Origin of the sequence: Natrinema sp. H-ect4 (assembly GCF_041894845.1) — an archaeon.
In the GTDB taxonomy this organism is placed as follows: domain Archaea; phylum Halobacteriota; class Halobacteria; order Halobacteriales; family Natrialbaceae; genus Natrinema.
On record NZ_JBHDYC010000001.1, the window covers coordinates 216737 to 229570 of the forward strand.

Consider the following 12834-nt stretch of genomic DNA (forward strand, 5'->3'; position numbering starts at 1 on the left):
GATTCCCCTCGCAAGCAGTGGGTTCATTTTCGTCGATACCCAATCACGGGCTACGCGCGTCCCGGACCTTGCTTACGGAAGGTAGAAACTATTACTACCTTAGGAGTGAAAATCTGTCTTATGGGAGTCGATTACTCACAGCTGCACGATCCGAACGCCGAGTACACGATGCGGGATCTCTCGAGCGAGACGATGGGAGTCACCCGTGAACGCGGCGGCGGCCGTGACATCGAGATCACCGACATCCAGACGACGATGGTCGACGGGAATTTCCCGTGGACCCTCGTCCGGATCTACACGGATGCGGGAATCGTCGGCACCGGTGAAGCCTACTGGGGAGCCGGCGCGCCGGAACTGATCGAGCGGATGACGCCCTTCCTGCAGGGCGAAAACCCGCTGGATATCGACCGGCTGACCGAGCACCTCGTCCAGAAGATGTCTGGGGAGGGCTCGATCGGCGGCGTCACGGTTACCGCGATCTCGGGGATCGAGGTCGCGCTGCACGATCTGGCCGGAAAGATCCTCGATGTCCCGGCCTATCAGCTGCTGGGCGGCAAGTACCGCGACGAGGTCCGCGTCTACTGCGACTGTCACACCGAGGAGGAAGCCGACCCGATCGCCTGCGCCGACGAGGCCGAGCGCGTCGTCGAGGAACTGGGGTACGACGCCCTGAAATTCGACCTCGACGTGCCCAGCGGTCACGAGAAAGACCGTGCGAACCGTCACCTCCGCGGCCCCGAAATCGAGCACAAGGCCTCGATCGTGGAAGCGATCACCGAGCGCGTCGGCTCCCGGGCCGACGTCGCCTTCGACTGCCACTGGAGCTTCTCGGGTGGCAGTGCGAAACGACTCACGAAGCGTCTCGAGGAGTACGATATCTGGTGGCTCGAGGACCCTGTCCCGCCGGAGAACCACGACGTCCAGCGGGAGATCACCCAGTCGACGACGACGCCGATCACGGTCGGCGAGAACGTCTACCGAAAACACGGCCAGCGCCGGCTGCTCGAGGAACAGGCCGTCGACATTATCGCGCCGGACATGCCCAAGGTCGGCGGCATGCGCGAGACGCAGAAGATCGCCGATCTCGCGGACATGTACTACGTCCCGGTCGCGATGCACAACGTCGCCTCACCGGTCGCGACCGTCGCCAGCGCACACGTCGGCGCGGCCATCCCGAACTCGCTCGCAGTGGAGTACCACTCCTATGAACTCGGGTGGTGGTCGGACCTCGTCGAGGAGGACGTCATCGAGGACGGCTACATCGAGATCCCGGAGGAACCCGGCCTGGGCGTCACGCTGGACATGGATGCCGTCGAGGCGCACATGGTCGAGGGCGAGGAGTTGTTCGACGCGGCGTAGATCGACGAGGTAGCATTCCAGTGCGTCCGACAGCAAACACGATCGCGACACCGGCGCGTTCCTCGAGGACTACGAGGCGGAGTCCGTCACGATTCGCCCGCTCGAGGAGTGAGCGATGCCGAGATCCAGATTGTTTCGACTATGAGTAAATTTATCCCGTCAAGGAAAAACTCTCGTTTATGATGGATCGTCTCAGCAGCGGCGGAGTCGCGACGGGGGATCGAACGGCGGCTGCGGGAGGGTTGCAGGGATGACCGAAAAACGGGTCGTCAGGGAACGGATCGTCGACAGTGGTGTCATCGCGGTCCTTCGCGGTATCGATGAAAACCAAATCGTCCCGGTCGCTCGCGCGATTCATGACGCCGGGGTCGACGCGCTCGAGATCACGGCCGATGGGACGCGCGCGGCCGAGCAGATCGCGGCCGTCGACCGGGAACTCGCGGACACTGACGCGGTCGTCGGCGCGGGGACGGTCCTCGACGCGCCGACTGCACAGTCGATGATCGACGCGGGTGCGTCGTTCGTCGTCTCGCCCCACACCGACGCGGACGTGGTCCGAACCTGCAACCGACACGGTGTCCCCGTCGCACCCGGCGTGATGACGCCCACCGAGGCCGTGACGGCGATAGAAGCCGGCGCGGATCTCCTCAAGATGTTCCCCGCGTCGACGGTCGGCCCGGGCCACATCGGTACGCTCGCGGGGCCACTCGGCGACGTCGACATCGTTCCGACGGGCGGTGTCTCGCGCGACAACGTCGCGGACTTCTTCGACGCCGGCGCCGTGGCCGTCGGTGCCGGCGGCGCGATCGTGGACGACGCAGCTATCGCCGACGGCGACATGGATCGGGTTCGAGCGACGGCGGCGTCGTTCGTCGACGCGGTCGAGGCGGCGCGCAGCGAGTAGTCGAACGGCGGCACTCCCGGCAGATTCTCTCTCTCTCGCGGACGGCCGCAGTACGACCGTCTGAGTGTGCTGGTTACCGTTTTATGTCACTTGTCGGGGTCGCTATGGGCGTGACTCCAGATCAGCGCACGCGCAGACGAGTGCTTCGAACGGTCGGGGCCACTGTAGCGATCGGCGGCCTCGGGGTCGGCTCGAGTGCTGCGCAGAACGGACAGGAAGGGGAGGACGGACAGGAAGGACAGAACGGGGACGGTGTCGACAGTCCGTATACGGCGACGTATCGCGACACTATCGGGTCCGTCGTGCTGGTCACCGTCTCCGGCCCTCGCGGCCGCGGCGGACTGGGATCGGGGTTCGTCATCGACGATCAGCACGTCGTAACCAACAACCACGTCGTCCAGAGCGCGGCCGAGGGCGGCGTCGAACTGCAGTTCAGCAACGAGGAGTGGCGGACCGCGTCGATCGTCGGCACCGACCCCTACAGCGATCTCGCCGTCCTTCGCGTCGAGGAGCTGCCGGACGTTGCGTCCGGACTGTCGATCGTCGATCGGGAGCCCGTAATCGGTCAGGAGGTTCTCGTCCTCGGCAATCCGCTCGGACTCGATGCCTCGATCTCACAGGGGATCGTCAGCGGCGTCGATCGGGTGCTGCCTAGCCCGGCCGGCTTCTCGATTCCGGCCGCGATCCAGACCGATGCATCGGTCAACCCCGGCAACAGCGGCGGCCCGCTGGTGAACCTCGAGGGAGAGGTGTTCGGCATCGTCTTCGCCGGAGCCGACCAGACGATCGGGTTCGCGATTTCCCCGCGCCTCGCGAATCGGGTCATCCCTGCGCTCATCGAGGACGGCACGTACGAACACCCGTTCATGGGCGTCGCCGTCCAACCCGTCGGACCCGACATCGCGGACACGATCGGACTGGAGGAGGCCACCGGCGTCCTCGTCACGGAAGTCGTCCCGAATGCGCCCGCCGACGGCGTTCTCCAGCCGGCGGTTCCCACTCAGCCCGGTAGCGGCGACGTGATCGTCGCCATCGACGGCGAGGAAATCCAGAACCAGTCGCAGCTACTCTCGTATCTCGCGCTCGAGACGTCGCCCGGCGACACGATCGAGCTCACGGTCGTCCGGGACGGCGAACGGGGATCGGTCGAAGTGATGCTCGAGACGCGGCCGGAACCCCGGCTACCACGGACACCGATTCCGGGGACACCGGGCGAACGACCGCCGACAGGCCCGTGACAGATACCGGGTGCAGACGGTTGGTTTCAGGACGGTTCGGTCGGCTTCGTCGAATATGCGGAAACCCAGTTCACTCGCCGTTCTGACGGCCGCCGCCGTTAGCGTTCGTCGGTCGCTTCTGCTTGCCCCTCGAGGTCCTTGAGATTGGCCGCCTCCTCGCGGGGCGCGTTCTGGGTCCCCAGGTCGGTCGCTGCTGACTCCGATCGAGCGTCATTTTGAGCCCGAGATGGCCGCGATTCGTCTGCGGACACGAAAGACAGATAAAAGACCCCGCGCTGTGAACAGACATACATGGACGTTCCGTACGACCTCACCTCGTACGTTCGGGTGTTGAAAATGGCGACGACACCCACTACTGAGGAGTTCCTCCAGGTGTCGAAAATTGCCGGTGCAGGAGTCTTGCTGATCGGTCTCGTTGGATTCCTCATCGGTACGATCATGGTATTCCTGACCAGCGGTGGTGGCCTCTAATGGGCATCTTCGCTGTCAAAACGACGGCGAGCCAGGAGCGAACCGTCGCGGATATGATTATCAACCGCGAGGAGCCGGATATTCACGCCGCGCTCGCTCCTGACTCGCTGACCTCCTACGTGATGGTCGAGGCCGAAGGCGACGCGGTCCTCAACCGGGTCCTCGAGGACATTCCACACGCACGGAGCATCGTTCCGGGCGAGTCAGACATCTCTGAGGTCGAACACTTCCTCTCGCCGAAGCCGGACGTCGAGGGGATCGCCGAGGGCGACATCGTCGAACTCATCGCCGGTCCGTTCAAGGGCGAGAAGGCCCAGGTCCAGCGAATCGACGAGGGGAAGGATCAGGTGACGGTCGAACTCTACGAGGCGACGGTTCCGATTCCGGTGACAGTGCGTGGCGACCAGATTCGCGTGCTGGATTCCGACGAGCGGTAGCGAGTCGGTTCGCTCGGCGCGAGCGGAGCGAGGCGCGAGCGCTGCGAGGGCCTCGGAAAGCGAACGGGGAGGAACGACCCGTGAGCAGTGAGCGCCGAGGAAGTTTTATACTAAATTTTGCGAAGAGTGGGAGCCGATGCGAAGCGAGGCTACCCGACGATGTAAAATTTAGGAGTGCGACGGTTCCGATTCCGGTGACAGTGCGTGGCGACCAGATTCGCGTGCTGGATTCCGACGAGCGCTAACGCGCTTCTCAGCTACTGCTACGATCACCTACTCGCGTACGGACCGTATCGCCCGGCTCGAGACGGTCCGGTCGATCGTGGCTGGTGATTCTCCGGGCGTATCACGCCGGCCAGCGATGTATATCTCGACGTGGTCCCTCACTGTCGATCGCTATCGCCATGAGAAGAGTACTGTTGGTTCGACGCTGAGAACGGGGTCCGATGCTGGTCGGCATCGATACTCGCTGATGCCGACATCACTACTGAGGGTACAAAGGATACTGTCGCCGTTCGTTATCGTTTCAGTTCCGTGGCGATCGTTTGCATGTCCGCGACGGACTCGATCTCCTCGAGCAACTCCTCGCGCTCCCGAACTGCTTCGGAACTGGCACCGTAGGCGCGGACGTATTCGGCCCGGCTGTGTTCGGTGAAGGCGTGACGAATCGCGAGATAGCCGTCCGGAATGATGGTCCCACAGACTTTGCACTCGCGGCGCTGGTGATCCGTCGCCTGATGGACGACGGCAGACTCGACGTCTTCGAACACCGACCCGCAGCCGTCGATCCCGCATTTCCAGGCCATTCGATACGATCACTCGGACGGCCGCCCTAATCATCCTTTCGCAGCGGATGTCATCGGCCAGAAACATGTGCCCGACAGACCTTCGGCCGTCGAGTCCCTCCGCTCGAGGTATGCCGGCGACTAATAGGTCGGAGCTGGCGGCGTTCGATGCCGATCGCGTCCGTCAGGCCGTCCAGGAGACGGTCTCCGGACCGTTGTACGCGTTCTGTGAGTACGACACGGAGTCGTTTCGGCCGCTCTACCTCAGCGACGAGACGGTCTCGATGTACGAGAGTCGAGACGCGATGCTCGAGCACTTCGAGACGATCCACACGAACGTTCACATGGACTTCATGCAGAGTAAGCTCTTCCGAAACACGTTGTTTCCGGACGCCGAACGCGTGGAGTACATCACGACGTCGATGGACTTCCTGAAGATCCTCCGCGTCTACGTCGGCGACGACGGTCTCTTCATCTCGGTCGATCCGGCGGAACCGGTCGTCCCGATCGTCGACACGATCAAGGCCACCGTCGAGTGGCCGGAAAATCAGAATTCATAACTCGGCGCTGACGAAAGTGAGCGACGTGACCGACGGATGACGTTCCGAGTCGACTGCCACGTGAAGGTGCTCAACGACCGCGTGGTCGAGCGGGCGAAGCGAGCGGGACTCGACGCGCTTGTCTACGCACCTCACTTCACCCGCCTCCCGGAGATCCGCGAGCGCGCGGCGAACTACGCCGACGACGAGCTACTGGTGATCCCCGCCCGCGAGGTGTTCACCGGGTCGTGGCGACAGCGCAGACACGTCCTCGCCATCGGTCTCGAGGATCCCGTTCCGGATTACATCCCGCTCGAGACGGCGATGGCCGAGTTCGATCGACAGGGCGCGGCGGTGCTCGTCCCGCATCCGACCTTTGCGAACGTGAGCTTCGAGGAAGCCGATCTAAAAGCGCACGCGGAGACGATCGACGCGATCGAGATATTCAACCCGAAGCACTTTCGATTGCACAATCGCCGCGCACGCACCCTCGCCGAGTCGCTCTCACTCCCGCCGTTTACCTCCTCGTACGCCCATCTCCCGCGAACGGTCGGCGTCGGCCACACCGCCTTCGAGGCGGCTATCGAACGCAAGGAGGAGCTCGTGACCGCGCTCAGGGACGGGATCGCACGCCGGGTCGTTTACAACAATGGCCTCGATCGGGTGACGACGACGGCGTCGGAACTCGCCCACCTCGTCTACGAGAACACCTGGAAGAAGGTCGATCGACTCTTCCTGTCGGGAACCGAGCCGACCCATCCCACCCACATCGCGTACGACGGTCGATTCGACGACGTGTCCGTCTATTAGGCACGCTCCGGCTGCGTGTTATCCCACCTACCGAGCGATAGCTACACGTGCCAACGCATACCACTACGAGTACCGATGCGCTCGAACTGTCCGTCCCCGAACCCGTTCGATCGAAGAGTAGCCGCCGCGGTCTCCGGAGTTGATCGCCGATGAGGGACTTTTCGAATCACGCGTCCGATCGACCCGCGGGCCACGACGTCGAAATCACCGGGATCGAAGCGGCGGTCGTCGAGGGGAACTTCGAATGGAATCTCGTGACGGTCCACACGGATGCGGGCGTGACGGGAATCGGGGAAGCCTACCGTGGCGGTGGCGTTCCCGAACTGGTCGAGTACGCGAATCGATTTCTCGTCGGCGAGAATCCGCTCGATGTCGAGCGGCTGTTCCGGCGCCTCGTTCAGGAGATGTCGGGCCACGGCGGCACGACGGGGAAGGTTGTCACCGCCGCCTCCGGGATCGAAATCGCGCTGTGGGACGCTGCCGGCAAAATTCTGGATCTGCCGGTCTACCAACTGCTCGGATCGCGCTACCGCGACCGGGTCCGGATCTATTGCGACTGTCACGCCGGCGAGGCGTACGCAGTCGACGACGGCGGAGCCACGGAGTACGCCGACGCGGACGCGTATACGCCCGAGGCGTACGCCGCCGAGGCTGAGCGCGTCGTTGACATGGGATTTGACGCGATCAAGTTCGACCTCGACACGCCGCGGGATACCGATCCGGATCCGTACAACGGTCGCCTGACCAACGCCGCCGTGAACCACAAGGTCGCGGTCGTCGACGCCGTCCGGGATGCCGTCGGCGACGAGATCGATCTCGCCTTCGACTGCCACTGGGACTACACGGTCGAGAGCGCAAGCCGCCTGGCGCGCAAACTCGAGCCGTACGATCTCATGTGGCTCGAGGATGTCGTCCCGCCGGAGGAGACGGACGCTCAGCGCGAAGTCGCCCGGCGGACGGCGACGCCGCTCGCGACCGGCGAGAACCGGTTCCGAATTCACGAACTGAGCGACCTGATCGACGACTATGCGGTCGACGTGATCACGCCCGATCCGACAACCTGCGGCGGGCTCGCCGAGTCCAAGCGGATCGCCGAACGCGCCGAGGAACGCTATATTCCGTTCTCACCGCACAACGTCTGTAGCCCCGTTGGGACGATGGCCTGCGTCCATCTCTGTGCGGCCGTCCCCAACGCCGACGTGCTCGAGTACCACGCGCTCGCGGTCGACTGGTGGGACGACCTGCTCGTGCGCGACGAGCCGCTCATCGCGGACGGTTTCATCGACGTGCCGACCGCGCCGGGCCTTGGCATCGAACTGGACGAAGCGGTCGTCGAGGAACACGTACTGCCCGGGACCGATGGTTTCGACTGAGACACACGCAGCCTCGGCTTCTGTCAGTCGTTGGTGATACGATTTCTTCGTTCGAAGTGTGGCGTGAAACTCGTGTTCAGTACAGGTCAAACACATACCGTTCAACATAGATAGCAAAATATTGTTTCGATATATGTTGAAACATACAGAAGTACTTCTTACTAGTTATCGACTTGCCATGGGCAGGGTGCAGGGTCACCAAATTGCCGCCGTGTTACATCTATAGAAATGTCTGAACTCTCTTCTTGTATATATAGAACATCGGGTGTGAGAGTATTATGACCACCGCCGATTTCAAAAGTCTCTGCGAAATCCCCTCTGTTTTCGGTAGTGATATCTAACGTATATTCTCCATATCTGCGTCCAATTGGAATCTTTGGAGGACTGTCTGTATAGTCATCTTCCTCTTTAATACTCATATTCTGTTCCTTATGTACAAACTCATTCTCATATTCAACTGTGATTGTCATATTTAGTGTGTCAGCTATAGACTGGTATATCAAAAGACTCACTGGCTCATCATACTTCGGAGTTGTTTTCTCAAATTGGAGAGTCCTCTCCTTGAGTGGGAAAATACCGTTTGTATCTACTATAGGCGCATAATAGTCCTCTTCTTTTTGAATCGCCTGTAGCTCTGGACCGTCAATCTTTTTCCACAGAAATTCTCCTCTTGTCGCGTATTGTCCTTCATCAAATGCTATATCAACCTCATCCCTGACGCCTTCTGGAAGTTGTAAATACGATATCACTGGCACATTACATGGCTCGTAATTTTCTCCACTACCATTATTTCGTCCACCTATACATCCTGAGGTAGTAACTATACCCGTGGTAGCTGCAGTAAGAAGTGTCCGCCTATTCATGAATATAGATTGTAATACACTCGGTAAGTGCTTTCGGGAATATAGCCACTCAGTTCGCCCGCGTAGTTACCGAACTGCTTCACTCAGTTTCGACCCGTGCTGAGCACAGAACGTGTACTACGGTTCTTCGGCTGATTTGCGGACTCGAGACAGGGTCTCCGCGACCCGGTCCCAGTGACTTCCGCGCCAGAAGTGCTGACCACAATCCCGACAGATCCACACCTCGCAGTCGTCCGGATCGGGCGCGTACTCTGGCGTCGACGCCGTCGAACCGACGGGCTCGAGCGGGCCGTTACACCGCCCGCAGAACCGGGGCTCGTCCGCGAGCGTCAGGTCGATCCCGGCCGTCTCGAGTTCGGCGAGCTGGGCCTCAACATCGCGGGACTCGAGGAGGATCGACTCGTCGGCCCGCCCGGCGAGTTCGACGTCTCGAGTGACGACCGTCCGCTCTTCGTCCCGAGCGACGGCGAGGAGGGCATCGTCGGCCTCGAGTCCACGGTCACCGGCGTACGCGGTGTCGTGATTGCACATTCGCAGATAGGAGACGATGCCGCCACACATGACGTCGACGAGCAAGCGCATGGGAGAGGAAACCGGTGGCATTTGTCAGTGGAAGAACTCGCGGAGGGCCGCACGCTCCCACGTATTGATCACGTCGGCCGGTTCAGCCCAGCCGCGGCGCGCGGTGTGGACTCCCCAGCGCATGTACTCGAGCGTCGACGGTCGATGGGAGTCCGTGTTGATCGCGATTGGTGCGCCCTCCTCGAGAGCAGCCTGGACGGCACTGCCCCAGAGATCCAGCCGGCGGGGATTGCTGTTGACCTCGAGGGCGGTATCGTGTTCGGCAGCGGCCCGCCCGAGCGCGGTCGCGTCGAACTCGAGGCCGGAGCGCTCGTTGAGCAGTCGACCGCTGGGGTGGCCGAGCACGTCGATCGCCGGATTCTTGAGAGCGCGGACGAGTCGGTCCGTGGCGGTTTCGGCGTCCTGCCCGAGTGCGCTGTGCGTCGAGGCGACGATCACGTCCAGGGCCTCGATCACCGCCTCGGAGAGGTCGATTTCGCCGTGAGCGTCGACGTTCGCCTCGATTCCCGCGAAGACCTCGATATCGGCCTCGTCGCCCACCGCGCGGATCTCCTCGACCTGCTCGAGGATATCGGTATCGGAGAGTCCCATGCCGCCGACGATTCCGGGACCCTCTGCGTGGTCAGCGATTCCGAAGTAGTCGTACCCTCGCTCGGCGGCGGCCTCGACCATCGCTGAGATGGGCGTGGCACCGTCGGACCACTCGGTGTGGGTGTGCAGGTCGCCGCGGATGTCGTCACGTGTGATGAGGTCCGGCAACTCCCCGTTTTCCGCGGCGGCGATCTCGCCCCGGTCCGTCCTGAGTTCCGGCGGAATCCACGGCAGTCCGAGCGCTTTGTACATCCCAGCTTCGGTTTCGCCGGCGACGCGGTCGCCGACTCGCTGCCCGTCTTCTGCGTCCGGGACCTCGCTCACGTCGAAGGCACCGTACTCGTTTAATTTCATCTCGCGGTCGATCGCGTAGTTTCGGAGGCTGACGTTGTGGTCCTTGCTCCCGGTGAAGTACTGGAGCGCGGAGCCGAACTCCGCGGGGACGACGACGCGCAAATCCACGCGGATTTCCCCGACGCGGATGCTGGCTTTCTCCGGACCGGATTCGATCTCGTCGTCGGCCGACTCCCACTCGACGAAGCGCTCGATCACGGCCTCGTTCGCCTCGGTCGCCGCGAGAACGTCCACGTCGCCGATCGTCTCTCGCCACCGGCGGATCGAGCCCGCCACTTCGCAGCGCTCGACCGCGTCGATCGACTCGAGGAAGGCGAGCACGTCGTCGGCGAGCGGTCGCGCCTCGCCGAGCAGCTGGCGCTGACCGATGGTGCGTGCGAATTCGACGTTCTCGAGGATGTTCTGCTCTGTTTTCGGCCCGAACCCTTTGACCGACTGTACCTCGCCGGCTTCGGCCGCGGCCTCGAGATCGTCTAACGTCTGCACGCCGAGTTCGCGATAGAGCGTCCCTGCGGTTTTGGGACCGACCCCTTCGATGCGGGTGATATCGGCGATGTCGATCGGCAGTTCCTCCCGGAGCGCCTCGAGTTCGTCGATCCCACCGGTTTCGACGTACTCGATGATCTTCGAGGAGATCGCGTCGCCGACGCCCTCGATGTTCTCGACGGCCTCGTGGTCGCCGGACTCGACTCGATCGGCGATCGGCGACGGATGGGCGCGAATGTTCTCGGCCGCCCGGCGGTAGGCGCGGGGTTTGTACTCGACATCGTCGGCCTCGAGCAGGTCCGCGAACTCCTCGAAGCGAGCGGCGAGTTCGGCGTTGGTCGTCATCGGCCCCTCCGAGCGCTGGCATCGTCCTCCTGTCCCAGCGCCTTCTTCAGGAACGACATCCAGCGTTTGCGGTCCTGGGCTTGCTGGACCTGCTGTTCGCGCTCGAGATCCGTCGGCCCCAGGCTCTCGAGGGCGTTCAGCGCCCGGTCGATCCCGATGATGCTGCCGGCGAGCTCTTCGCCCTCGGCCCACGTGATATCGCCCTCCTCGATCCGCTCGAGTCGCTCGAGCCGCTCGCGTCGCAGGTTCTTCTTGGCCTGCTCCACGCGGTCGCGTTCGCCCGAGGGCACCGTCTCACGGCGCTTGATCTCGAAGACGAACGTCCGGAGGTCGATTGCCTCCCCCTGAATCTCGATCGTCTCCGGAATGTCCGCGCCAACGGTCGCGCCCTCGCGCTCGACTCGCTCGAGCAGTTGCTTACGCTCGTACTCTTGCACAGTCGGATATGGGGGCGGGGAGCCAAAAGTGTACAGTCCACGGTGGTCAGTGCGGAACCTGACTGCCGTCGATTTGGGACCGATCGAAAATAGCAAGTGTAACTCCACACAGCAATACGCTGTTAATAGCCGCTGTGTGGGCTTCCAGCCGGTCGGTAGCGAGAGCGAAACGAACCGTACACCGCGCCTACTGATCGGGTCGGCCGCGGCGAAATAATCCGGCGAAAACCCCAAATCCCTTAGCGACTCCGCACATATCCCCGGTCAATGGCCAAGTGCGACGTGTGTGGGAAGGACGAAAACATGCCGTACAACTGTCGGCACTGCGGTGGCACGTACTGTGGCGACCATCGGCTCCCCGAGAACCACAACTGCACGGGACTCGAGAACTGGAACGACCCGAAGGGCGTCTTCGACAGCGGCTTCGACGACAACGTCAATTCGGGCGGGAGCTCATCCCGTGCCTCGAGTCTCACGGACAAACTCCCGATCGATACGGGACCGGGTGGGCCGCTTGCGTACTTCCGCGGGAACGCGACCTACACGGTCCTCGCGCTGATGTGGATCACATTCCTCGCACAACTGGTCGTTGGATCGTTCGGCGGCCCAGTTCTTTACGAGTCACTCTTCATGCTGACGTCGTGGAACGTCGAGTACGTCTGGACGTGGTTCACGTCGATTTTCGCTCACAGTACGGGCAACTTCATGCACATCGTCGGGAACAGCATCGTGATTTTCTTCTTCGGACCCCTCGTCGAGCGGTACGTCGGCTCGAGGAAGTTCGCGATCCTGTTCCTCGTCAGCGGCGCGCTCGCCGGACTCGGACAGGTCGCAATTTCGATCGCGCAGGGAGCCCCGACCGCCGTCCTCGGCGCTAGCGGTGCTGCACTCGCCATCATGGGCGTTCTGACGGTCCTCAACCCCGGTCTCAAGGTGTACCTCTACTTCATCATTCCCGTTCCGATCTGGCTTCTTACCGCCGGCTACGCCTTCATCAGCGTCTTCTTCCTCGCCGGTGCCGGCGGCGGGCTCGGGGGCGGTATCGCACACATGGCCCATCTGGTCGGCCTCGTGATCGGCCTCGCGTACGGCCAGTACCTCAAGCAAAATCGGAACGTCAGCGCCCCGAACCGCCTCGAGTTCGGCGGTGGCGGCCCCGGTGGACCCGGCGGCCCGGGCGGTCCCGGCGGCCCCGGACGCGGTCGGTTCTGATCGCATCGCCGACGGGCTTTCACAAACCCCGTAACTGATTTTCGCTCG

Annotated in this window: 15 protein-coding genes and 1 pseudogene; 10 read left to right on the forward strand and 6 right to left on the reverse strand. The window is 62.6% G+C overall.

The annotated features are described in order from the left end of the window. Positions 1-120 precede the first annotated feature (120 nt). From ACEWFR_RS01045 to ACEWFR_RS01055, 3 genes are all read left to right on the forward strand, one after another. Positions 121-1359 carry a mandelate racemase/muconate lactonizing enzyme family protein gene (locus ACEWFR_RS01045; protein WP_374059305.1) on the forward strand — a complete coding sequence of 413 codons (1239 nt, stop codon included), beginning with the start codon at positions 121-123 and terminating at the stop codon, positions 1357-1359. 250 nt (positions 1360-1609) lie between these two features. Then, complete coding sequence (locus tag ACEWFR_RS01050; RefSeq protein ID WP_374059306.1) at positions 1610-2263, forward strand: bifunctional 4-hydroxy-2-oxoglutarate aldolase/2-dehydro-3-deoxy-phosphogluconate aldolase; 654 nt, start codon at positions 1610-1612, stop codon at positions 2261-2263. Positions 2264-2367: 104 nt separating this feature from the next. After that, positions 2368-3501 (forward strand): S1C family serine protease, encoded by a 1134-nt coding sequence (locus tag ACEWFR_RS01055; RefSeq protein WP_374059607.1) that lies wholly within the window; start codon positions 2368-2370, stop codon positions 3499-3501. Positions 3502-3599: 98 nt separating this feature from the next. On the opposite strand, the gene ACEWFR_RS01060 is transcribed toward ACEWFR_RS01055, so the two are convergent. Next, positions 3600-3752 (reverse strand): hypothetical protein, encoded by a 153-nt coding sequence (locus ACEWFR_RS01060; protein WP_374059307.1) that lies wholly within the window; start codon positions 3750-3752, stop codon positions 3600-3602. A gap of 40 nt (positions 3753-3792) precedes the next feature. On the opposite strand from ACEWFR_RS01060, the gene ACEWFR_RS01065 reads away from it, so the two are divergent. The 3 genes and pseudogenes from ACEWFR_RS01065 to ACEWFR_RS01075 all read left to right on the forward strand — a co-directional run. Further along, complete coding sequence (locus ACEWFR_RS01065) at positions 3793-3972, forward strand: protein translocase SEC61 complex subunit gamma (RefSeq protein WP_098726634.1); 180 nt, start codon at positions 3793-3795, stop codon at positions 3970-3972. Next, entirely contained in the window at positions 3972-4409 is a 438-nt protein-coding gene (locus tag ACEWFR_RS01070; protein ID WP_098726635.1) for a transcription elongation factor Spt5, read from the forward strand. The genes ACEWFR_RS01065 and ACEWFR_RS01070 overlap by 1 nt, the downstream gene beginning before the upstream one ends. Positions 4410-4585: 176 nt before the next feature. Continuing rightward, a pseudogene (locus ACEWFR_RS01075) lies at positions 4586-4654 on the forward strand (transcription elongation factor Spt5); the annotation flags it as partial. A gap of 273 nt (positions 4655-4927) precedes the next feature. Here ACEWFR_RS01075 and ACEWFR_RS01080 read toward each other — a convergent pair. Next, the gene (locus ACEWFR_RS01080) at positions 4928-5215 is read right to left on the reverse strand and encodes a hypothetical protein (RefSeq protein ID WP_098726636.1); all 288 of its coding nucleotides are present in this window, start codon (positions 5213-5215) and stop codon (positions 4928-4930) included. Positions 5216-5325: 110 nt separating this feature from the next. On the opposite strand from ACEWFR_RS01080, the gene ACEWFR_RS01085 reads away from it, so the two are divergent. The 3 genes from ACEWFR_RS01085 to ACEWFR_RS01095 all read left to right on the forward strand — a co-directional run bounded on the left by ACEWFR_RS01085 (position 5326) and on the right by ACEWFR_RS01095 (position 7916). Next, the gene (locus tag ACEWFR_RS01085; protein WP_374059308.1) at positions 5326-5754 is read left to right on the forward strand and encodes a hypothetical protein; all 429 of its coding nucleotides are present in this window, start codon (positions 5326-5328) and stop codon (positions 5752-5754) included. A 36-nt stretch (positions 5755-5790) separates the two neighbouring features. Continuing rightward, positions 5791-6543 carry a PHP domain-containing protein gene (locus ACEWFR_RS01090; RefSeq protein ID WP_374059309.1) on the forward strand — a complete coding sequence of 251 codons (753 nt, stop codon included), beginning with the start codon at positions 5791-5793 and terminating at the stop codon, positions 6541-6543. A 149-nt stretch (positions 6544-6692) separates the two neighbouring features. Further along, complete coding sequence (locus tag ACEWFR_RS01095) at positions 6693-7916, forward strand: mandelate racemase/muconate lactonizing enzyme family protein (protein ID WP_374059310.1); 1224 nt, start codon at positions 6693-6695, stop codon at positions 7914-7916. Between the two features lie 161 nt (positions 7917-8077). On the opposite strand, the gene ACEWFR_RS01100 is transcribed toward ACEWFR_RS01095, so the two are convergent. The 4 genes from ACEWFR_RS01100 to ACEWFR_RS01115 form a co-directional block, all read right to left on the reverse strand. Then, a complete protein-coding gene (locus ACEWFR_RS01100) occupies positions 8078-8779 on the reverse strand; it encodes a hypothetical protein (RefSeq protein WP_374059311.1) in 702 nt (233 codons plus the stop codon). A 117-nt stretch (positions 8780-8896) separates the two neighbouring features. Beyond that, positions 8897-9361, reverse strand: coding sequence for a Mut7-C RNAse domain-containing protein (locus ACEWFR_RS01105; RefSeq protein WP_374059312.1), 465 nt, complete (start codon positions 9359-9361; stop codon positions 8897-8899). Between the two features lie 24 nt (positions 9362-9385). Next, positions 9386-11137, reverse strand: coding sequence for a DNA polymerase/3'-5' exonuclease PolX (gene polX / locus ACEWFR_RS01110; protein ID WP_374059313.1), 1752 nt, complete (start codon positions 11135-11137; stop codon positions 9386-9388). Further along, a complete protein-coding gene (locus tag ACEWFR_RS01115) occupies positions 11134-11574 on the reverse strand; it encodes a DUF5788 family protein (protein WP_374059314.1) in 441 nt (146 codons plus the stop codon). The genes polX and ACEWFR_RS01115 overlap by 4 nt, the downstream gene beginning before the upstream one ends. A gap of 267 nt (positions 11575-11841) precedes the next feature. Between ACEWFR_RS01115 and ACEWFR_RS01120 the strand changes: the two genes are divergently transcribed. Continuing rightward, positions 11842-12786, forward strand: a complete 945-nt coding sequence (locus ACEWFR_RS01120) for a rhomboid family intramembrane serine protease (protein ID WP_374059315.1) — start codon at positions 11842-11844, stop codon at positions 12784-12786. Positions 12787-12834: the final 48 nt, after the last annotated feature.

Coding starts and splice junctions, on each gene's coding strand:
- ACEWFR_RS01045 (WP_374059305.1), top strand. CDS start 121: ATGGGAGTCGATTACTCACAGCTGCACGATCCGAACGCCGAGTACACG.
- ACEWFR_RS01050 (WP_374059306.1), top strand. CDS start 1,610: ATGACCGAAAAACGGGTCGTCAGGGAACGGATCGTCGACAGTGGTGTC.
- ACEWFR_RS01055 (WP_374059607.1), top strand. CDS start 2,368: ATGGGCGTGACTCCAGATCAGCGCACGCGCAGACGAGTGCTTCGAACG.
- ACEWFR_RS01065 (WP_098726634.1), top strand. CDS start 3,793: ATGGACGTTCCGTACGACCTCACCTCGTACGTTCGGGTGTTGAAAATG.
- ACEWFR_RS01070 (WP_098726635.1), top strand. CDS start 3,972: ATGGGCATCTTCGCTGTCAAAACGACGGCGAGCCAGGAGCGAACCGTC.
- ACEWFR_RS01080 (WP_098726636.1), bottom strand. CDS start 5,215: ATGGCCTGGAAATGCGGGATCGACGGCTGCGGGTCGGTGTTCGAAGAC.
- ACEWFR_RS01085 (WP_374059308.1), top strand. CDS start 5,326: ATGCCGGCGACTAATAGGTCGGAGCTGGCGGCGTTCGATGCCGATCGC.
- ACEWFR_RS01090 (WP_374059309.1), top strand. CDS start 5,791: ATGACGTTCCGAGTCGACTGCCACGTGAAGGTGCTCAACGACCGCGTG.
- ACEWFR_RS01095 (WP_374059310.1), top strand. CDS start 6,693: ATGAGGGACTTTTCGAATCACGCGTCCGATCGACCCGCGGGCCACGAC.
- ACEWFR_RS01100 (WP_374059311.1), bottom strand. CDS start 8,779: ATGAATAGGCGGACACTTCTTACTGCAGCTACCACGGGTATAGTTACT.
- ACEWFR_RS01105 (WP_374059312.1), bottom strand. CDS start 9,361: ATGCGCTTGCTCGTCGACGTCATGTGTGGCGGCATCGTCTCCTATCTG.
- polX (WP_374059313.1), bottom strand. CDS start 11,137: ATGACGACCAACGCCGAACTCGCCGCTCGCTTCGAGGAGTTCGCGGAC.
- ACEWFR_RS01120 (WP_374059315.1), top strand. CDS start 11,842: ATGGCCAAGTGCGACGTGTGTGGGAAGGACGAAAACATGCCGTACAAC.